Below are 20,310 nucleotides of genomic sequence, written 5' to 3' on the forward strand. Positions count from 1 at the left end.
CATGACCACACCAAACAATCAGCAAACCGATTATATTAGTCCGACCCCAACAATGACGCCTGCTGAGCGTCAATGGCAAAAGCTGTGGCAAGATATTGAAGACGCGGGTGGCCGTTATCAATATATCCAGCAGCAAATGCTACAGCACGGGTTTATGGTTGAGCGCAAACCTATAGATACGATGTCGCCAAAAGAGCGCGAACGCTATAAAAAATCCCTTAAAAAAGAAGCCGCTGAAGAAAAAACCCTCAAAAAAATGGCATGGCAAGCCTACAAAGCACAGCATATCGTTTATCTTGGGCGCCACATCTATTGGTCAGATGACACCAGCATCGATAAATGGGATGCTAAAGATGCCAGCAATCGACTTATTGAAAACAAACTGCCCCTCATCAGCAAGCATACGCAATTGGCAAGCGCCGTCAATCTGACAGTGCCACAGTTAAAAGGTTTGTGTTATCAAAGAGAGGTGGCAACCAATATCCCTTATACGCATTTTACGATTAATAAGCGTAACGGTACACCTCGGCAGATATGGTCACCCATTCCTCGACTCAAATTCGTCCAGCACTGGATTTTGGAGAATATCCTAAATAATTTAATGACGCATGGCGCCGCTCACGGATTTGTTCGTGGTAAATCCATTATTACCAATGCGGCGGTACACACTAATAGCACTCTACTGATCAAACTGGATGTGAAAGATTTCTTTCCGAGCGTGCACTGGCGCCGCGTCAAAGGCGTGTTTCGCCATGCAGGTTATCCTGAGCAAATCGCCACTTTGCTGGCTTTGTTGTGTACCGAATCGCCAAGGCAGATGGTACAACAAAATGGCAAAACCTATTACGTGGCGCTTAGTGACAGAGCGTTACCGCAAGGCGCGCCGACCAGCCCTGCTTTAACCAATATCGTTTGCGTCAATCTTGACCGACGGCTAACAGGACTGGCGGACAAGATGGGTTTGCGTTATTGCCGCTATGCCGATGATCTGACGTTTAGCCTGCCAGCCAACTCCAATAGCACCAAAAACACCGTCCAGCCCGCTGATCATAATCAACTCATTGGGCAGCTATTGGGTTCTGTGCATAAAGTTTTGCGTGAAGAAGGTTTTAACTTGAACAATGATAAGACACGCGTTATTCGTATGGGCAATCAGCACACTGTCACTGGCATGGTGGTCAATGGCGAGGGCGTGCCACGCGTACCGCGCAAAATAAAGCGTATGCTGCGCGCCTCCCTGCACAATCTAGCGTCAGATCACCTCTTACGTGACGGCGAGACACTTGAAACCTTATCAGGGTACGCCGCTTGGATTGCCTCTGCGGAGCCTGAATTGGGACAAAGGTACTTGAAGAAAATTGAGGCGCTACGAGACCAAGGTAAGCTATCCGAGGCGAAAAGCCATACGAAAGCTGACGTAGTCGCTTAAAGGTATTAAAATCATTATTAGAGATAGGCAAAACCAAAAGATGGTTTTGCCTATCTCTATTGTAATCAACATATTATTGTGCCACACCTTCCTCTTTTAAATACTCGTACAGCCCTTCTGCAAATTGTCGGTAGCCTGTTGCATTGGCGTGAATGCGATCAGATTTTAGCGTGTCATCTGACAATATTTCTGACCAGCCGTCTGAATATAACGGCACCTTTTTTGCTTCAGCAATCTCTTCATATATCGGATTATCACTTGCCTTACCAAACAATGCACTGGTGCTAAAGTATGGCTCTGCAATGAGAACGACGTCGATATCCTGAGACTGTAATGTATCGATAGTGGCATTAATATTAGTTCGCGTGGTCTCGGGCTCAATACGTTGTAATACATCATTACCACCCACACCCAGCAGTACTAAATCAGGTGCTTTTTTGGCCACTTCATCTACTCGAGCAAGTACATCTGCGGACGTATCACCATTGACACCAGCATTGATGACTGTCCATGTCGTCAGTTCAGAAAGCACCATAGGGTAAGCCATCTCTAGATCCGCGCCATAACCATAAGTTAGCGAATCCCCAAGCGCGATAACGGTACTGTCTGCTGGCAAGGCGTTTTGTTGAGGGTTACTGCTACAGCCACTCATATTGATAGTGGCGGCAAATCCCAGACTGACCAGCGCCAAAAACTTACCACGTATCTCCATACTTGCTCCCATCCTATTTTTTATACCAATTAAGTTAAATTTATCAGAATTAAGATGAGATATCTTAAAACCTATTATTTAACGCTTGTTGTATGTTGATCAGTATCCGTTGTATAGTTTATCTAGGAGATAGACTACCTGTTGGGCACCATACAAGTGCTCTGCTGTTTAGCACAAACAGTGTACTTATCATAAAGTATAACTTTACCAAGGATACGTGAGGTATTTATGAATCAAAAGTCATCTCAGCTTCAGAGTCAAACCACCAGCTCTGCGGACAAACCCCCAAAAAGCATACTAAAAAAACCGCAAAGTTTTGATGAGCTCCAAAACGGCAAAGGCCAATACCGACTGGTAGCAAGTTCTGTCGGCAATTGGCTGGACAATACCAGCATTGATGCCTTGAACCATCTCAACGAGCAAGCTGCCGATATATTTTATCGTAAAGGAGTGACCTTTACGGTCTATAGTGATGCTAAAAACATCGAGCGCATGATTCCATTTGATATTATTCCCCGTATCATCGCGGCAAGTGAGTGGCGTCAGATAGAAGCGGGCTGTAAGCAGCGTATTACCGCCCTCAATGCGTTTTTGCATGACATTTATCATGACCAAGCCATTATGAAAGCTGGCATTGTTCCTGCCAGCTACGTCTATGCCAGTGGTTGTTACGAGCCATGGATGATAGGTATTGAGCTTGATAAGCCCATCTACTCCCATATCAGTGGTATTGATCTTATTCGAGATGAGTCGGGTCGGTTTTGTGTGTTGGAGGACAACCTACGCACCCCTTCTGGCGTCTCGTATATGCTTGAGAGCCGAAAAATATCAGAGACGCTATTATCTGATCAGTTTTCACAAAGCTCTATCTTGGGCGTCAGTGACTATCCACAGCGCCTCAAATCCTGTCTTGCCAGCTCAACCAGTAAATACGACCCACAGATAGCTATCTTAACGCCAGGACGTTTTAACAGTGCTTATTATGAGCATGCTTTTTTGGCACACGAGATGAACGTACCCTTAGTACATGGCTACGATTTGATTGTCGAAGACAGTAAAGTCTACATGCAGGGCATTCGCGGTAAAGTGCAGGTCGATATCATTTATCGCCGCATTGACGACCCTTATATTGACCCTTTGGCGTTTCGCTCAGACTCTATTTTGGGAGTGTCAGGACTCATGAGTGCCTACCGTGCAGGCAACGTGGTCATTGTCAATGCACCCGGAACTGGCGTGGCCGATGACAAAAGCTTGTATCCTTTTGTACCAGATATGATTAAGTTTTATTTGGGCGAAGAGCCTATCCTACCTAATATCGAAACATACCAGTGCCGTAAACCAGATGAACTCAAATACGTGCTGGATAATTTAGATAAACTGGTTGTCAAAGAGACACAAGGCTCGGGTGGTTATGGCATGCTTATTGGCCCCACCTCTACTAAGCAAGAAATCAATGATTATCGTCAGCGTCTTTTAGACAATCCAGCTGGATTTATTGCTCAGCCTACGATCTCACTTTCCACCAATCCCACAGCTGTCAGTGACGGGATTGCACCGCGTCATATTGATTTGCGCCCCTTCATATTGAGCCATGGTGATGGCTCAGTGGACATTGTACCTGGCGGTTTGACGCGAGTGGCCATGGTCGAAGGCTCTTTGGTTGTCAATTCGTCACAAGGCGGTGGTATCAAAGACACTTGGATTATCGACGACAGCAATTTGACGTCATCATCTAGGCAAATGGTCAAAAAATCAGACAACCAACTGGATAAACAATCGATAGAAGCAATCACCGCAAGTCACTCACATTATCATGATCCTGTGCAGCCGCTTGAAGCAGGTTATGAAAATCCTGACAATGCACCAATGATATTGCTGCTATCTACCGCCAATCATCTGGTGTGGCTCGGTCGCTACAGTGAGCGATTGTACTATTATGACAGCATCATCAAACAATTGGTGAAAGGCAATATTAAAAAAACACAGTTGCAGCATCTGATTAACCATTTGGGTTTTAACGTTGATCCAAACCAGCCATTAAAGTCGATAAAAGCTCAGATGCTGAGTGACTTGGAACAAGACAAGATACCCAATATTGTCCAATCTATTGAGACCAATGTGCAAGAAGCCAAAGGTGTCATCGGTAAAGACACCGCTGAGCTGTATAACTTGATTAAAAGATTGTCTAGCGCGGGCACATATCGAGCGGCGACGCTACAACTACACGCCTGTAATGCTGCGATGGCGCAAGAGCATCCTATCGTCACGTGCTTTTGGCAACTGGGGCGGCATTTTGAACAACTGGAGCGTACGGTATTTCTCAATGAGGACTCAGTCAATATCAGCCTTGAATTCAAGCACTGGATCAATAAGCTACCAGAAAATACACGCTGGCGTGAGCTGATTCGTCTAACCAATCAGATGATTAAATCGCAACAGCTCAGCGACTTTCAGCTCTTGAGCAAAGAATGCAGCACAATATTGCAGCAAGGGGTCTAACGCAGCATCACTTAATAACAAAACCCTGAGTGCGAAACAATCAGAACAATAGGAGATGCTATGAAACTTCAAATCAGTCACCAAACCAACTATTATTACGATGAGCTGGCACATCGAAGTGTGCAATATATCCGCATGACGCCCATGCAGCTGCCACATCAAATCATTCATCAGTGGAACGTCATGCTACCCAAGGTAGCCACCAGTCAAAAAGATGGCTTTGGCAACGACTGGCTCACACTCAGCCGTAATGAGGCGCATAACAATCTACAAATGCAGGCGTCCGGTATTGTCGAAATTAACACGAGTACAGAACGATTAGAGGATATGGACCATGTTCCCTATCTATTATTTACCGTACAAAGCCCTTTGACAGCGTGCTCAGAAAATATGCGGGCATTTGCAGCGCCTTATCTAAAAACGCTGACTCATGACAGTCTAAAGGCGATGGCCGCTGAGCTACTCACAAAAGTGCCTTATATCAAAAACCTCACTCATGTCGGCACAACGGCTGCTGAAGCTTTTGAAATTGGCGCCGGCGTGTGCCAAGACCATACCCACATCTTTTTAGGGTGCTTACGAGATCAGCAGATTCCAGCGCGCTATGTATCAGGCTATCTCTATGATAATACCGAAAACCACATGGCCAGTCATGCATGGGCAGAAGTATGGCTAGATGGCTACTGGTACACATTTGATATCTCAAATCAGTTGTTCCAGCCAAGCTCTCATGTGTACGTCGCCATTGGCCGCGACTACTTAGATGCAGCACCTGTACGCGGTGTAAGGATGGGCGGTGGTTACGAAAATCTTTACAGTCAAGTACTGGTTTCAAGATTATCATAAATTATTTTCTACGCTCATTTTTACCAAGGATTTGTTATGACTTATTGTGCTGCCATTCGTCTCAAAGAAGGGATGATTTTTGCCAGCGATACTCGCACCAATGCAGGGGTTGATCACATCTCAACCTTTAGAAAACTGTACCAATATGGCGTTGAGGGTGAGCGCTTTATGGTGCTACAAACCGCTGGCAGTTTGGCGACGTCGCAAGCTGTGTTTAATAAACTGCAAAGCGATATTAATTTACGTGCAGAAGGTAGCCTCAACACTGTCTCATCGCTGTTTGATGGGGCGCAAATGGTTGGTGAATGCATGCGTAACATCATGGCAAACGCGCAGAGAGTGGCTAATGATAACAATAGCCGCACGTTTACCAGCTCATTTTTATTGGGTGGTCAAATCAAGGGGCAACCGCCCGAGCTATACATGATCTACCCTGAGGGCAACTGTATTCGAGCCACAAGAGACACGCCATTTTTTCAGTTGGGCGAAAGCAAATATGGTAAGCCGATTCTTGATCGCTCAGTCAGATATGACACCAATGTCAATCATGCAGCTCAAGCGTTGATGCTGTCTTTTGACTCCACCCTACACTCCAACTTGTCCGTCGGCATGCCCATTGATTTTGTGATTTATGAAAACGACAGTCTGATGTTACCAAAAGGCCGCCGTATCGAAGAAGACGATGAGTACTTCAAGACCATTAGCCGTCAGTGGTCAGCCGCCTTGCGTAATACCTTAATTGAATTGCCTGAATGTCCAGGCAACTATTGGGGCTAGGTTATCCCGTACTATGAAACCCAATCTAAACCTTTGTCATTACACCAATAAAAACGGAGCGGTGCGACTGTCTTCTGATTGGGCGACATCCCTTGGCGTGCCCTGAGCAACAATTAGTCCGCCTGCATCCCCTGCTCCTGGCCCGATATCAATAATCCAGTCACTATTGCTGGCCACTTGCATATCATGCTCAACCATGATGACCGTGTTGCCAGCATCGACGAGATCATTTAACTGCGTCATTAGCATGGACACATCAGCGGGATGTAGACCAGTGGTGGGTTCATCTAATATGTACAAGGTATCGCCTCGCTGTATACGTTGCAATTCAGTAGCAAGCTTGATGCGCTGTGCCTCCCCCCCTGATAGCTCCGTCGCTGGCTGCCCCAAACGCAAATAGCCAAGCCCAACTTGTAGTAGCGCGTCCAATGCCCGCACAATAGGCGCTTCATCAACAAAAAAATCGTGAGCCGCTTCTACGGTTAAGTCCAGCACCTCGGCAATGTTCTTATCTCGATACGTGACCGCTAAGGTTTCTTTATCATAGCGCTGCCCATGACACACTTGGCAAGGTGCATAAACGCTTGGTAAGAACAACAGCTCAACACTGACAAATCCCAACCCTTCGCAATTTGGACAGCGGCCTTTTGTCGTGTTAAATGAGAAACGCCCAGCATCATAACCACTAGCTTTTGCTTGCTTGGTCGCTGCAAACAGCTTTCGTACATCATCAAATAAGCCAGTATAGGTTGCCAGATTCGAGCGCGGCGTCCGTCCGATCGCTTTTTGGTTGATATTAATCAGACGACGAATATGCTCTATACCAGATATGATGTCACCACCTGTTACCGCTTCAAGCTCTTGCTCAAGCAAATCTGCCTCCCCTATAGGTGTCTCCGTAACCGTTTTTTGTCCCAGTGCCTCATTGATGAGCTCGACTAATGCTTGACTGACAAGGCTCGATTTTCCTGAGCCTGAGACCCCAGTGACACTCGTCATTACCCCAAGCGGAAACGCAACGTCTAAACCTATTATGTTGTTGCGCTCGATGTTTGCAAGCTTGAGCCATGCTATCGGCTCTCTGGTATCAGATTTAGACTGAGCATTAGAGGTTGTATCATCAAAGAGGTATCGACCCGTATGCGACTGTGCAACATCACGCAGTCCCTCTACAGGCCCACTATAGACAATCTCACCGCCATGCGTGCCAGCTTTTGGTCCGACATCGACGATCCAATCGGCATGTCTGATAACACTCACGTCATGCTCCACGACAAACATAGAGTTGCCAGACGCGATGAGCTCATCCAGTGCCCCGAGCAGCGCTTGCGTATCGGCAGGATGAAGACCTGCGGACGGCTCATCAAGGACATAAACCACGCCAAAAAGCTGCGAGCGAATCTGGGTTGCCAGTCGCAATCGCTGAAGTTCACCAGGAGATAATGTGGGTGTCGTACGCTCAAGCGATAGGTAACCCAAACCAAGCCTGGTCAGTGCCTCAACACGAGAGAGAATATCACTAGCAATACGCTGGGCAACGATGGCTTTTTCGCGGTGTGGTGTGTCATCAGCTACTTTGGTATGCGCTGTTTTCTCAAGTTTAATGGCCATTTCAGTTAAGGTTAGCTGTGACAGCTCACCGATATCCAATCCAGCAAACTTGACGGACAGCGATTCTTTTTTGAGTTTTTTGCCATGGCATTCTGGACACTCAGAGATTTGCATAAACTGCGAGACACGTTTTTTGGTACGCGGGCTTTGAGTTGTAGCAAAAGAATGTAAAATAAAGTTTTTGGCACTGGTAAAGGTGCCCATATAATTTGGCTTCTCCCCATTCTCAATCGCCTCGCGCGTTTGCTCAATATTGTACTCAGGATAAACGGGCACGGTTGGCGTGTCATCGGTAAACAAAATCCAGTCGCGCGTTTTTTTTGGCAGTGTGTGCCAAGGTTTATCGATATCATAGCCGAGTGTGGTCAATATGCGACTGAGGTTTTGACCTTGCCATGCTGGTGGCCATGCCGCAATCGCGCGTTCACGGATGGTCTTATTATTATCTGGCACCAACAATGCTTCAGTAACTTCAAACACACGACCAATACCTGAGCAAGTCGGACAAGCACCGTCTGGCGTATTAGGAGAAAACGCGTCGGCATATAGCATCTCTTGGTTGGCTGGATACTCTCCTGCTCGTGAATACAGCATACGCAAACCGTTGGATATAGTGGTTACACTACCGACGGACGAGCGTACTGAGGGTGTACCGCGCTGCTGTTGTAGTGCCACAGCTGGTGGCAATCCTTCGATGCTATCGACATCTGGTTCATCGACTTGATCAATCAGTCGTCTCGCATAAGGAGATACCGAATCAAGATAGCGCCGTTGTGACTCGGCAAACAACGTCCCAAACGCCAGTGATGACTTCCCTGAACCTGATATACCCGTAAAGACCACCAGTGCATTGCGAGGTAAATTAACATCGACGTTCTTTAGGTTATGTACGCGCGCACCCCTTACCTGAATGTTTTCTTGGTCAGGGTTGTATAGAGCGTTTTTAACGATACTTGTTTTATTTGTTTTTTCTAATTCTTTTTGGCTTGCCATAATACTGTTCATTCCTATTAAGTCGTCGTTTATTCCCGAAGGTTCTATTTTTTGTACCATTGGCAGAAATGTTAACACGTACTTAGGTGGTGACATGATGAAGCCTACGTATTAATAGCATAGACGGACAAAACGATAACTTAATCTATCAATTCATGAATAACAAAAAAAAGCTGCATTCATGCAGCTTTTTTAATTGGTAAAAGAGAGACTTTAGTTGTAAGCATGATGGTGTCAGTATTACCCCACCACAAGCCGCATCAATTGGGTACTAATATAACCACCAAACGTCCCCACCGCATAACCGAGAATACCCAAGAACACCCCAACAGGTGCAAGCGACGGATGAAATGCCGTTGCCACGATAGGCGCTGATGATGCACCGCCTGTATTGGCATTAGAGCCAACCGCCAAAAAGAAAAATGGCGCGCGAATGAGTCTTGCGACAACAAAGATAATGGCAACATGGATACTCATCCATAAAAAGCCAATCAATAAGAGACGCCACTGCGAGACAATACCTTCCAAATTAATCTGCATTCCGATGGCGGCAATCAACACAAAGATAAATACCGTACCAATTTTAGACGCGCCAACGTGATCAAGACGACGAATTTTGGTAAAGGAAAAAATAACACCGATCAAGGTAATGATCACCACCATCCAAAAAAACGAGCTGGCAAAGCTATACTGTACTGCCCATTTGTATGGCGCAAAAAAATCTGCAATTTGCCCGCCGGCAAAGTGCGCCACTCCTACCATAGCAAAACATAACCCAAACATCACCATCAAATCATTTAAGGTCGCAGGCCGCGCATGATCACGCTCATAACTTTCGACGGCTGTAATGACTTTATCGATACTGCTGGTATCTGCTTTTAAAAAGCGGTCTATTTTCTCGCTGTGTTTAGCCATTACTAAAATTGCAAGCAACCACAATGAAGCATTGGTTGCATCCACCAAAATCATCATGCCAAACAAATCATCGCTGACACCAAACAATTCTTTCATTGCTGCTTGATTGGCGGCGCCTCCGATCCAACTACCAGCCACGGCTGAAAACCCGCGCCATAAGGTATCATCGACAAACATTTCAGGCGATACCCATTTGGCGATTCCTAAACTAATAGGACCACTAATGATAATGGCAATACTAGCCGCAAAGAACATGGCAATAGCTTTCCAGCCCAACCCCAATATCTTAGGCACATCCATAGATAGGGTCATTAATAATAAACTTGCAGGCAACAAATAGGTTGCTGTGAAACCGTAAATCTGCGAACCAATACCGTCCGCAAAGACGCCCAAACTGTTGAGGGTTGCAGGTATAAAGCAGCACAAAACAATACCCGGTAATACCGCATAAAATCGTCGCCAAAACTTACCGGGCAATCCTTGGGTATAAAAAACCAAACCAATGATGGCCATAATGATGCCAAACGCCAGCGGCAAACTATCAATAGCTAAACTTGAGAAAGCGGGCATCAAATAGCTCCAAAGCATACGATAAAAGCCTGCCAGTATAGACAAGGCAAAAAAAACGCGCAAGCCACTATCTTGTACTTGCCACTCAAAATGGTTGGACTCACACAAACCAATAGACACAAAAAAGCCAGATAACAAGTATCTGGCTTTTTTATTAGCTTTACCGTTAACTTAGTCGCTTTTATAAAAGCCTTCGTTAACCATAAATAATCGTATTATTACGAGTTTTTACCACGGTTGCCGCCGTTTGGACGACCTTGACCACGGCTGTCAGAACGACCTGCTGGGCGACCTTGGCTGCCACTTGGACGACCGCGACCTGTTGCTGCACGCTCACCACGTGGAACGCCAGTGCTATCACCGCGGCTTGGGCCACCAGTGCGCTTGCCTTGATAAGGCTTGCCACCTGAACGCTCATTTGGCTTACCAGATGAATCACGTGGTTTGCCTTGATAACCGCTGTCATTGCTGGCGCGTTGACTGGTTGCTGCGCTGTCACTTGAGCGACCACGGCCTTGACCGCCACCACTAGATTTACCTGCATAGCCACCCGCTGAACGACCACGGCCTTGACCACCGCCGTTAGAGCGTCCGCGACCACGGCCACGACCATTACCTTTGTTTTCGCTAGGCACGTATGTTTTCTTAGGCTCCATACCTTCGATAACACAGACTTCCATTTTGCGATCTAAATAACGGTTGATGGCGTTTAGCTGTGGACGATCATCCATGCTACATAGGCTGATTGCGATACCAGTACGACCAGCACGGCCACAACGACCGATACGATGGACGTAATCTTCTGTCTGACGCGGCAAGTCATAGTTAATAACGTGTGAAATTGCTGGTATGTCTAAACCACGGGCAGCAACGTCAGTCGCTACTAGGATTTTGACTTTACCGTTACGCAAGTCTTGAACGATACGGTTACGCTTGCTTTGTGGCAAATCGCCATGTAGGAAGCTGGCTTTATGACCCGCTTCTTGTAGCTGTTTTGCTAGCTTTTCAGTGCTACGTTTGGTGGCAGCAAAGATAATGATTTGATCCATATCTTGCTGGCAAACGATTTTGTCAAGCAAGCGGTTCTTGTGATCAAAATCATCACAGTAGTACACTTTTTCTTCAATGTGTGCAGATTCTACTTTGATGGATACACGCTCAGGATTTTTAGTGAAGCTAGCTGCGATTTTACCTACTGGGCCATCCCAAGTCGCTGAACACATGATCGTCTGACGATCAACTGGTGCTGCACGCAAGATATCACTGATATCATCAGCAAAACCCATGTCTAACATGCGATCCGCTTCGTCAAGTACCAATACTTCTAGATTTGATAGGTCAACACGGCCTGCATTGATATGATCAAGTAGACGACCAGGTGTTGCAACGATGACTTGGACGCCTTTTTTTAGAGCAGTGATCTGACCGTTGTATGGCGCGCCGCCAACCAATGGTACACAGAATAAACCGCGCATGTCTTTAGAGTAAGTACGGACGCTATCATGTACTTGCTGAGCAAGTTCGCGCGTTGGCGTTAGGATAAGGGCTTTGGTTAGTTTGTCAAAGCTGGTTGCACGGCTCAAACGATCGAGTACTGGGATTACGAATGCCGCAGTTTTACCACTACCTGTTTGCGCTGACAACAATAGGTCACGACCTTCTAGAGCAAAAGGAATGGCTTGTGCTTGGATAGGTGTTGGGTTGGTGTAACCACTACGATCAAGTGCCGTAAGAATTGGTTTGGCAATACCAAGATCGGTAAAGGTAACTTTATTTTCTTCAGCAGCGTCAGTAGTCGCCGCTTGATTATTAGTATCAGTATTTGCTTGAGTGTTGTTGCTTTCGATGATGCCGTTTTCAGCAGCGATTGTAGATAAGATATCAGTCATGAGAATCCTTGGTAAGTATAAGTTGCTGTAAATTCAGCAATCTTGATGCATACCACTGATAACCGTTCATCACGCAGCTTTTATTAACATATCATCGCAGCACATAAAAGTGTCGATAATAAGAAACGAAGCCAATAAAGCCTCGATAATAAATGCGTTTGTGCTGTCTGACGTATTTTGGTGGTAGTGCCGAGTGTCTCATCCTTGCTTGATATAAACGTATTATTAATGCTTTGTCCAAAGCAGATAACCGCATATAACAACCAATTTGACCCCTCTTTACAGGTCAGTAGATAAGATATGAGTCAAAAATAACGATTATTTATATAAAGTGTTATTTAAGTACACAAAATCATCGGCAACAATTACTTATGGTCATCCTAGACCCAAAATCGCAGGCGATGTTATCAATCTCATAATTCACGATAGACTAAGCTAACGTGGCGACGCAGTATATCACATTAAAAAAATATTTGTAGCTGTTTTTTTTGATTAGTGTAGAAACAGTCGCAGGATTGCGGTTTCTACACCCTATTGAGACGTATATCGGCTACTATTATTGTGCTGTTCTAACCTCAGTCACATAGGTGGGTAGCTCCCATGCACCTCCAGCTGCAATCAAACGACAGAGCCCAGTAGTGCTTTCATGGCTTTTTTCAAATGATTTGCCCGTCCATATCCACTCGCTTTTGGCTAAGCAGTCGCCAATACCGCGACCTCTCTGCACTGAGGTTATTTTGCCTTCGTCGTAGCCTGTGGCACTAGTAGTGACCAATGTCGGATTGTAAGGCTTGCTGTCATTCATTACCCACACGCCTGTACCTACATTGTAAGCCCCTCTCCAACATTCATGCTGTACCAATAGTTGTGAACCATTTAAACGATTGATGCGCCATGGCGACTTGTCTGGCAGATTTGGGCAATCACTATCTACTTCTTTCATTGTACCTTTCATAATGGTTGCTAGCTGAGAAGAGCGCATGCCAAATTTTTTATTATTATTAGAAACCGCTTTGGAATTAGGTAATACAAAGCGTAATTTTGGGACAGCCTTTGGGGGTATTACGCTGCTATTGGGCTTAGCCGCACCTTCGCGATCAATAAAGGCGCTTGACGTCCCTACTCGACCTTGGGCTTCGTCCGCCTTTAGCATAACGGCACTAGCGCCTTTATCAGAAAGCTGCCAACGTGAATTGCGCAGTACCAGCTCAATTTTGCTGGATTTGGTTAAGGCATTCAATAATGCGCTTACTTGAGCTTCAGTCAATTCAGCATTGCCTGCAGTGGCTGAAAAAGTTTTGGTTTCGCCATAGTTTTTATCGTTAATAAATAAAGATATGCGATGGCGATCACCCAATTGCATGAGTGCTTTAGACGAGCTTTCTTTAGCACCCCCAAGCTTCACTTTGCCCTCTACGCTGGCATTGGCCCCTGCGCGGCGCACAAGCAATACAGAAACAGGCAGCTCACTATTATTCTCAGCTTGATAGCCAGCCAGCCGGCAAGTCATGGTATTGTCGCAGGCAACCTGCCAGTCTTGATTGACAAACTCAACACCTGCGTGCGCCATGGTGACATTGCTAAGTAAAACTGTACTCATGGCAGCAACCATAGGTATAAGCACATGGTTTTTTATCCTCAATGAGGGCATCTTTTTTATTACATTGGATATAATTGTAGAATAAGTCATGTAGTACGACCTTAAGCATTTATTGACAAATATCGATTGATATTTTTAAAAAATCATGCCGAAATTTTAATAGAAATTAAGCGATGAATATTGATTAAAGACAATCACTCGATCAAGTTAAGATGTTATGTCTTACATAATTTTTATTCATAAAACGGTGACAAACATCTGTCTGTCAGAATATTACTTGCCTATCTTAACGCATTAGTGTTTCTGATTGTTATGATAATGTAGCATTTCGTAAAAATACAGCCACCTATTTATTATAATATACTTATACGTAAATATAATATATCAAATACTACTAAGGCCGATAAGCGGAATACTTATCGACCTTAGTGGTAATATGATGATAAACCAGCCATCGATTTACTTAGTCAATTGGTGTTAATGTCAGGTCAACCGCACGTTTAACCGCAGGACGCTCAGCGATTTTTTTTGCCCAGCGTTGTACATGTTTGTAGTCGTTTACTTGTAAAAATTCTGCTGCCTCATAAAGCTTGCCCAGTACCAGCTGACCATACCATGCCCAAATAATCATATCAGCAATATTGTAATCTTCTTCATTGTTGCCACACATATATTCATTATCTTTTAGATGTGTATCGAGTACATCAAGCTGACGCTTAACTTCCATCGTATAACGATTGATTGGATACTCCAGCGGTTCAGGTGCATAAGCATAAAAATGACCAAAACCGCCCCCTAAGAAGGGCGCGCTACCCATTTGCCACATAATCCAAGACAAACAATCTGCACGCGCCTTGCCTGCTGATACAGGAATAAACTTACCAAATTTTTCTGCCAAATACATTAAGATGGCACCTGACTCAAAAACTGCGATAGGCGCGCTGCTGTCATCGCCTTCTACATGGCTAGAGTGGTCTACCAAGGCTGGAATCTTTGAGTTGGGATTGATTGCCACAAACCCTGAGCCAAACTGATCGCCTTTAGAAATATCAATTTTATAAGCATTATATTCAGCGCCTTTTACACCTAGCTCTGCCAACTCTTCCAATAATATATTTGCCTTTACACCATTTGGGGTATTCAAGGAATACAATTGTAATGGTGCATCACCTACTGGTAGCGGTTTTTCATAACGTGCGCCAGCAGTCGGGCGATTGATGCTAGCAAATTTACCACCGTTTTCTTTGTCTTGTACCCAAACCTTTGGCGGTACATAGGTATTTGTTTGTTCAGTAGCGTGATTGCTTGAATTATTATTGTCCTGACTCATAACATATCCTTAATTTATTTTTTTTGGTGTATATCTATAATGAAGGTTCACTATAACGAGAATTCACCCTTATATTAAAGTCCTCTCTTGTAAGCAATATTGTCGCCTATTGTTTTAGTACTTTATCGCCTCAGCTGACAATCGTTACCTTGAGTCACTTTTATTATCCGTAAGTCTTTCTTATACTACTTGACCTATATGATAACTCGCCACTTATCAATAAGTGGCAAATAATACTATTCGTCTGATTTTATGACAGAATATTTAATGAGATTTACATGGTAACGCTCACCCCAACGCAAGATAAATACCTGCCCTATGTACTAGCGGTAGCGCTATTTATGCAAATTCTAGATGCAACCATTTTAAATACGTCACTACCGCAAATGGCACAAGCGCTTGGCGAGTCGCCCTTAAAAATGCAGTGGGCGGTGATCAGTTATGCACTGACCTTAGCCATATTCATTCCTCTTAGTGGCTTTCTGGCTGACAAATATGGCACCCGCCAAGTATTTTTATCAGCCATCATTATTTTTTGTATTGGCTCATTGTTATGCGCCGCCTCACCAACACTAGATTTTTTGATTGCTTCACGGGTTATTCAAGCCATCGGTGGCGCAATGATGACACCCGTTGCTCGTCTCATATTGGTCAAATCCTATCCACGTAATAAGCTATTAACGGTCATGAATTTTGCGGTCATACCTGCATTGGTTGCGCCGTTGGTAGGACCCATTTTGGGTGGTTATATTGTGCAATACGCCAGTTGGCATTGGATATTTTTGATCAATATACCGATGGGTATAGCCGGTTTTGTGATGGGTAAAAAGCTGGTTCCTGCATTATTCGAAGATACCAAACGTCTTGATTGGACAGGATTTTTATTGTTTGCAGCAGCGGCTTGTGGGTTTACATTGGCTGTAGAGTTTGGCTCGCAGACAGGACATGGGCTTTATGGTCTGCTCTTCGGTCTTAGCGCAAGCCTATTGATAGGCGCTTATATTTGGCATGCCAAACGGCAATCTGCCTCGTTGTTCCCGCTGGCCTTGTTCGATGTTCGTACCTTTCGCATAGGTATCACTGGCAATCTGTTTACACGTCTTGGCATCAGTGCGGTGCCCTTTTTATTACCATTACTGCTGCAAGTCGTGTTTGAATATTCTCCATCAAAGGCAGGCTGGCTCCTTGCTCCTATTGCTGTAGGCGCAATCGGTATCAAGCCCTTTGTGAGTAAGATCATTCAGCGTTACAGCTACCGCAAAGTTTTGATCTACAACACCTCAGTGATGGGCTCACTTATCTTGGTTTTAACGCAGTTTAATGACGCCTCACAATGGCTTTGGTTTATTCCTATTTTGACCATTATGGGCGCTTGTAACTCCTTACAATTCAGCGCGATGAATACCATTACAATTGGTGATCTCCAAGGCGCACAGACCAGTAGCGGCAATAGCTTGATGGCCGTTAATCAACAGCTGGCCATTAGCTTCGGTATTGCTTTTGGTGCAGCCATTTTAAATCTATTACGTGAGCGTATACAGATGGATACGTTAACAGCATTTCAAACCACATTTTTTGTCATGGGTGTATTAACGATTCTCTCTGCAATGGTATTTATGCGCTTGAAACCTGAAGACGGCCGTGGTTTGTATTGACAGTAAAAACGTGACTACCGGTGTTAGCTTCCATAGATTTGTTAAACGTCACACATAAAAATGCCAGCATGGGGTTGGTATAAACCAAAACTCATGCTGGCATCTGATATGGCGTGATCGCCAATCAATGATAGGTTTAACGCTTAGATCGTATCGTCATCATTGATTTGTGATTGAATGTATCGTTCTACGCCCATACTTTCGATTAAGTCTTCTTGAGTCTCAAGCCAATCTTGATATTCCTCATTACCATCTTTTAAAATGGTCAATAACTGACGAGAAACATAGTCGGCCTTTGTCTCACACAAAGTGATGGCATCAGTAATGATAGCGAATTTTTGCTTTTCTAAACGCAAATTGCAATCGATCAACTCTGGCACATCTTCGCCAATAAACATCTTACCGTAATCTTGCAAATTGGGTAAGCCACCTAATAATAAAATACGTGCAATCAAATCATCTGACCATTTCATCTCAGCGATAGATTGTTTGTAAAAATTTTCGTTAAGCGCTTCTAAGCCCCAATGACGGGCAATGCGTGCATGCAAAAAATACTGATTGATGGCAATAAGCGACTGTCCCAGTACCTTATTTAAAGCACGAATGACCTCTTTGTCCCCTTTCATTATTTCTCTCCCTACTTATTTATTGTTTTGGCCAACCATGTCGGCCAGTTTTTATGACTATTTATATCTATTGTGACATTAAATAAGATTGGGAGTGACTTCAGCCACTTGGCTTTGGAGGTAATTTGGCAGACCAATCATGTCGATAAGACGTAACTGCTGTTCAAGCCAATGAGCATGATCTTCTTCGGTGTCTTTTAACTGCTCAACAAGCATCTCACGTGTAACATAATCCCGCTCTTCTTCACACAGCGCAATACCGTCTTTTAGATGCTTCTGTACTTGATACTCTAAATCAAGATCTAGTTGTAGCATCTCAGGAACCGTGGCTCCAATATTGATAGCATCTACAGTCATTTTTGGCGTACCGCTTAGCATCAAAATGCGGCGAATAATGGCTTGCGCGTGTAACGTCTCATCTTCCATCTCATGATGGATACGGTCGTACAACTTCCCGTAATGCCACTCAGCATACATTTCTGAATGTATAAAATACTGGTCACGAGCAGCCAGCTCACCACCTAATAAAAAATTTAAATAATCTATGACTTTTTGGCTACCTATCATAACCCATACTCCTCTATGTATATTTATACATTACCGTATATCTAAAATTCATCACGTAATAGTAGCAATGTCAGTAAAAATCACATGCAATAATATGCTCTGTTACTTTATTTAAATATAGTAACATACAGGCGCTGTATGACATGTAATATTATGAACTAAGAATAAGATGCTAGTTGAGAATCATAATTAGCTAGCGTTTATAAAGGCAACAGGCATTTATCACGTTGAAAAAAACATGAATAAAAGGATAGCTGTTTTTTTGAAAAGTACTGTAGAAATTTGCCAATTACCCTGTGTCTTTTATATATTGAGGGTAAAGACATGAGATTAGATGTACTGTGTTTTATAACAATACATCTAAGATATTTAAAATAGAGAATTTTTAGATTCACTATATTTAGACAGCATAGGCTAGGATATCTAATTTCGCATGGTGTTCATCTAGGTAATCATTTACCATTGGCTCGCAGCAGCCACAGCAGGTTGCAACGTCGAGCGTATCTTTTAGACCTTCAAGAGTATCAATACCTGAAGCAATAGCAGCTTTGATTTGTTTTTCTTTTACGTCATTACAGATACATACGTACATACACCAGCTCTCCTGAGTACCATCATTCGGTAACTACTTTACTGCTTATAAATATTGGGCATTGATGACAAATCTTGTAGATCAATAAATAGTCACCCACCCACTTCACTGCCTATCAATTTGCTACCTAATAAAATTCTGCGTAGCAATTTAAGTATAATAACGATAATTATTATCATTTGCAATAGTATTTTACAATTGAGTGCGCAAAAAAATAGCCTTCTATTACAGTCAGTTAACTGATGTAGATTAATATGGTTACTACTGTAACTAAACAAGATAAAAGGTAGTAAATTGACGACGAACTGTAATTTAGCTTATCTTTTAATCGATTTTGTAGATAACTGCTGTTATATTGAAGGCCTATTAATCTAGCCTTATTGGAACTATTCTATGTCTGATAATAATTTTACAATACGACCTATTGAGTTGTTTAAAGTCTTATCTGATCCGACGCGCTTAAAAATATTTCAAATATTATTCCGAAAAGAAGCACGTTGTGTGGGTGAGTTGGTTGACATATTGGACCAGCCGCAGCCAACCATATCTCGTCACTTGAACCATCTAAAGAAACTGGGTATTTTGAGCTGTGTTCGTGATGGTACTTGGATGTGGTATGAGGTTGCTGATGATTTACCCGAATGGTGTGAGCATATTCTAGAGATTACCTACAAGCAAATATTGACCAAAGACATTGATATGTCAGAACCTGCTTAGATAGAGGGTGTATACAGCAAGACTGGCTTTTAGCACGGATTAAAGGCAATAAAAAAGACCCATTTAAGATAGGTCTTTTTTATTGCCTTTAAGAAGCTAATCGTTCCAACACTATAAGTCTATAGCGTACTCTCAGTTTTTATACAAGATTCAATTATATAAAATACCATTCTATACAAGATCGAGGAAATCACTGATGAAAGCATTGGCTGGCTGATGTATCAACTCTTCCGATGTTCCCACCTGCTCTACACGTCCTTGGTTCATAACCACAATCTCATCAGATACGGCACGTGCTTCTTCTTGATCATGAGTAACCATAATACTAGTAATACCCAGCTCATGATGAATATTTTTTAGCCAAGTGCGTAGCTCTTTACGTACTTTGGCATCCAATGCGCCAAATGGCTCATCAAGTAATAGTAGTTTTGGCTTGACAGCAAGCGCCCGTGCCAGCGCAATCCGTTGACGCTGTCCGCCTGATAGTTGGTGCGGATAAGCATTGGCAACTTGGGGCAACTGTACCAAATCTAACAGTTCTGCGACACGCTTATTAATCTCAGCTTTGTTAGGTCGCTCATTTTTTGGCAATAACGTCAATCCAAACGCCACATTATCAGCGATGTTTTTATGACGAAACAATGCGTAATGCTGGAACATAAAACCAATATGACGTTTTTGCACAGGGGTATTGGTGACATCCAAATCATCAAACAGTATTTGTCCAGAGTCCGCGTACTCCAAACCTGCAATGATGCGCAGCAACGTGGTTTTACCACAGCCTGAGGGTCCAAGCAACGTGGTTAGCTTACCCGTTGGTACGGTAATGTTGATATCGTCTAAGGCTACGAAATCACCAAACTTTTTATTAACGTTACGAATCTCGATACTCATAATAATATCTCTTATTGTCTCTTTTGGCGTATCGTATCAGTGTATCTGGGCGACACCCAATGTCTCAATTATCAGTGGTTAAAATCAT

Annotated in this window: 16 protein-coding genes; 6 read left to right on the forward strand and 10 right to left on the reverse strand. The window is 43.7% G+C overall.

Annotated elements, in window-relative coordinates:
* The first annotated feature begins 1 nt into the window (after position 1).
* Positions 2-1,429, forward strand: coding sequence for a reverse transcriptase family protein (locus tag A3K91_RS06865; protein WP_084387288.1), 1,428 nt, complete (start codon positions 2-4; stop codon positions 1,427-1,429).
* A gap of 73 nt (positions 1,430-1,502) precedes the next feature.
* Here A3K91_RS06865 and A3K91_RS06870 read toward each other — a convergent pair whose 3' ends face one another.
* Positions 1,503-2,141 (reverse strand): GDSL-type esterase/lipase family protein, encoded by a 639-nt coding sequence (locus tag A3K91_RS06870; protein ID WP_062844598.1) that lies wholly within the window; start codon positions 2,139-2,141, stop codon positions 1,503-1,505.
* A 228-nt stretch (positions 2,142-2,369) separates the two neighbouring features.
* Between A3K91_RS06870 and A3K91_RS06875 the strand changes: the two genes are divergently transcribed.
* Genes A3K91_RS06875 through A3K91_RS06885 form a run of 3 tightly spaced genes read left to right on the forward strand, consistent with a single transcriptional unit; the run spans position 2,370 to position 6,263 of the window.
* Entirely contained in the window at positions 2,370-4,640 is a 2,271-nt protein-coding gene (locus A3K91_RS06875; RefSeq protein WP_084387289.1) for a circularly permuted type 2 ATP-grasp protein, read from the forward strand.
* A gap of 60 nt (positions 4,641-4,700) precedes the next feature.
* On the forward strand, positions 4,701-5,486 hold the full coding sequence (locus tag A3K91_RS06880; RefSeq protein ID WP_062844599.1) for a transglutaminase family protein: 786 nt from the start codon (positions 4,701-4,703) through the stop codon (positions 5,484-5,486).
* A gap of 36 nt (positions 5,487-5,522) precedes the next feature.
* Positions 5,523-6,263: a proteasome-type protease gene (locus A3K91_RS06885; protein WP_062844600.1), complete on the forward strand. Its 741-nt coding sequence runs from the start codon at positions 5,523-5,525 to the stop codon at positions 6,261-6,263.
* A 39-nt stretch (positions 6,264-6,302) separates the two neighbouring features.
* Here the strand turns inward: A3K91_RS06885 and uvrA are convergent, their stop codons facing one another.
* From uvrA to yghU, 5 genes are all read right to left on the reverse strand, one after another.
* Positions 6,303-8,867 (reverse strand): excinuclease ABC subunit UvrA, encoded by a 2,565-nt coding sequence (gene uvrA, locus A3K91_RS06890; RefSeq protein WP_062844601.1) that lies wholly within the window; start codon positions 8,865-8,867, stop codon positions 6,303-6,305.
* Between the two features lie 240 nt (positions 8,868-9,107).
* A complete protein-coding gene (locus A3K91_RS06895) occupies positions 9,108-10,352 on the reverse strand; it encodes a DUF819 family protein (RefSeq protein ID WP_062845911.1) in 1,245 nt (414 codons plus the stop codon).
* 218 nt (positions 10,353-10,570) lie between these two features.
* Positions 10,571-12,241 carry a DEAD/DEAH box helicase CsdA gene (gene csdA / locus A3K91_RS06900; protein WP_062844602.1) on the reverse strand — a complete coding sequence of 557 codons (1,671 nt, stop codon included), beginning with the start codon at positions 12,239-12,241 and terminating at the stop codon, positions 10,571-10,573.
* A 556-nt stretch (positions 12,242-12,797) separates the two neighbouring features.
* Complete coding sequence (locus A3K91_RS06905; protein ID WP_228139827.1) at positions 12,798-13,841, reverse strand: DUF1176 domain-containing protein; 1,044 nt, start codon at positions 13,839-13,841, stop codon at positions 12,798-12,800.
* Positions 13,842-14,304: 463 nt separating this feature from the next.
* Complete coding sequence (yghU, locus tag A3K91_RS06910; RefSeq protein WP_062844604.1) at positions 14,305-15,171, reverse strand: glutathione-dependent disulfide-bond oxidoreductase; 867 nt, start codon at positions 15,169-15,171, stop codon at positions 14,305-14,307.
* A gap of 278 nt (positions 15,172-15,449) precedes the next feature.
* Here yghU and A3K91_RS06915 point away from each other — a divergent pair, with 278 nt between their 5' ends.
* A complete protein-coding gene (locus A3K91_RS06915; protein WP_062844605.1) occupies positions 15,450-16,826 on the forward strand; it encodes a DHA2 family efflux MFS transporter permease subunit in 1,377 nt (458 codons plus the stop codon).
* A gap of 143 nt (positions 16,827-16,969) precedes the next feature.
* Here A3K91_RS06915 and bfr (A3K91_RS06920) read toward each other — a convergent pair whose 3' ends face one another.
* The 3 genes from bfr (A3K91_RS06920) to A3K91_RS06930 form a co-directional block, all read right to left on the reverse strand.
* A complete protein-coding gene (bfr, locus tag A3K91_RS06920; RefSeq protein ID WP_062844606.1) occupies positions 16,970-17,452 on the reverse strand; it encodes a bacterioferritin in 483 nt (160 codons plus the stop codon).
* A 78-nt stretch (positions 17,453-17,530) separates the two neighbouring features.
* The gene (bfr, locus tag A3K91_RS06925) at positions 17,531-18,019 is read right to left on the reverse strand and encodes a bacterioferritin (RefSeq protein ID WP_062844607.1); all 489 of its coding nucleotides are present in this window, start codon (positions 18,017-18,019) and stop codon (positions 17,531-17,533) included.
* A 400-nt stretch (positions 18,020-18,419) separates the two neighbouring features.
* On the reverse strand, positions 18,420-18,611 hold the full coding sequence (locus A3K91_RS06930; protein ID WP_062844608.1) for a (2Fe-2S)-binding protein: 192 nt from the start codon (positions 18,609-18,611) through the stop codon (positions 18,420-18,422).
* 393 nt (positions 18,612-19,004) lie between these two features.
* Between A3K91_RS06930 and A3K91_RS06935 the strand changes: the two genes are divergently transcribed.
* Positions 19,005-19,328: an ArsR/SmtB family transcription factor gene (locus A3K91_RS06935; protein WP_062844609.1), complete on the forward strand. Its 324-nt coding sequence runs from the start codon at positions 19,005-19,007 to the stop codon at positions 19,326-19,328.
* Between the two features lie 171 nt (positions 19,329-19,499).
* Here A3K91_RS06935 and A3K91_RS06940 read toward each other — a convergent pair whose 3' ends face one another.
* Positions 19,500-20,222 carry a sulfate/molybdate ABC transporter ATP-binding protein gene (locus tag A3K91_RS06940; RefSeq protein WP_084387291.1) on the reverse strand — a complete coding sequence of 241 codons (723 nt, stop codon included), beginning with the start codon at positions 20,220-20,222 and terminating at the stop codon, positions 19,500-19,502.
* Positions 20,223-20,310: the final 88 nt, after the last annotated feature.

It is taken from the genome of Psychrobacter alimentarius (assembly GCF_001606025.1).
Lineage (GTDB): Bacteria > Pseudomonadota > Gammaproteobacteria > Pseudomonadales > Moraxellaceae > Psychrobacter > Psychrobacter alimentarius.

Coding starts and splice junctions, on each gene's coding strand:
- A3K91_RS06865 (WP_084387288.1), top strand. CDS start 2: ATGACCACACCAAACAATCAGCAAACCGATTATATTAGTCCGACCCCA.
- A3K91_RS06870 (WP_062844598.1), bottom strand. CDS start 2,141: ATGGAGATACGTGGTAAGTTTTTGGCGCTGGTCAGTCTGGGATTTGCC.
- A3K91_RS06875 (WP_084387289.1), top strand. CDS start 2,370: ATGAATCAAAAGTCATCTCAGCTTCAGAGTCAAACCACCAGCTCTGCG.
- A3K91_RS06880 (WP_062844599.1), top strand. CDS start 4,701: ATGAAACTTCAAATCAGTCACCAAACCAACTATTATTACGATGAGCTG.
- A3K91_RS06885 (WP_062844600.1), top strand. CDS start 5,523: ATGACTTATTGTGCTGCCATTCGTCTCAAAGAAGGGATGATTTTTGCC.
- uvrA (WP_062844601.1), bottom strand. CDS start 8,867: ATGGCAAGCCAAAAAGAATTAGAAAAAACAAATAAAACAAGTATCGTT.
- A3K91_RS06895 (WP_062845911.1), bottom strand. CDS start 10,352: ATGCCCGCTTTCTCAAGTTTAGCTATTGATAGTTTGCCGCTGGCGTTT.
- csdA (WP_062844602.1), bottom strand. CDS start 12,241: ATGACTGATATCTTATCTACAATCGCTGCTGAAAACGGCATCATCGAA.
- A3K91_RS06905 (WP_228139827.1), bottom strand. CDS start 13,841: ATGAGTACAGTTTTACTTAGCAATGTCACCATGGCGCACGCAGGTGTT.
- yghU (WP_062844604.1), bottom strand. CDS start 15,171: ATGAGTCAGGACAATAATAATTCAAGCAATCACGCTACTGAACAAACA.
- A3K91_RS06915 (WP_062844605.1), top strand. CDS start 15,450: ATGGTAACGCTCACCCCAACGCAAGATAAATACCTGCCCTATGTACTA.
- bfr (WP_062844606.1), bottom strand. CDS start 17,452: ATGAAAGGGGACAAAGAGGTCATTCGTGCTTTAAATAAGGTACTGGGA.
- bfr (WP_062844607.1), bottom strand. CDS start 18,019: ATGATAGGTAGCCAAAAAGTCATAGATTATTTAAATTTTTTATTAGGT.
- A3K91_RS06930 (WP_062844608.1), bottom strand. CDS start 18,611: ATGTACGTATGTATCTGTAATGACGTAAAAGAAAAACAAATCAAAGCT.
- A3K91_RS06935 (WP_062844609.1), top strand. CDS start 19,005: ATGTCTGATAATAATTTTACAATACGACCTATTGAGTTGTTTAAAGTC.
- A3K91_RS06940 (WP_084387291.1), bottom strand. CDS start 20,222: ATGAGTATCGAGATTCGTAACGTTAATAAAAAGTTTGGTGATTTCGTA.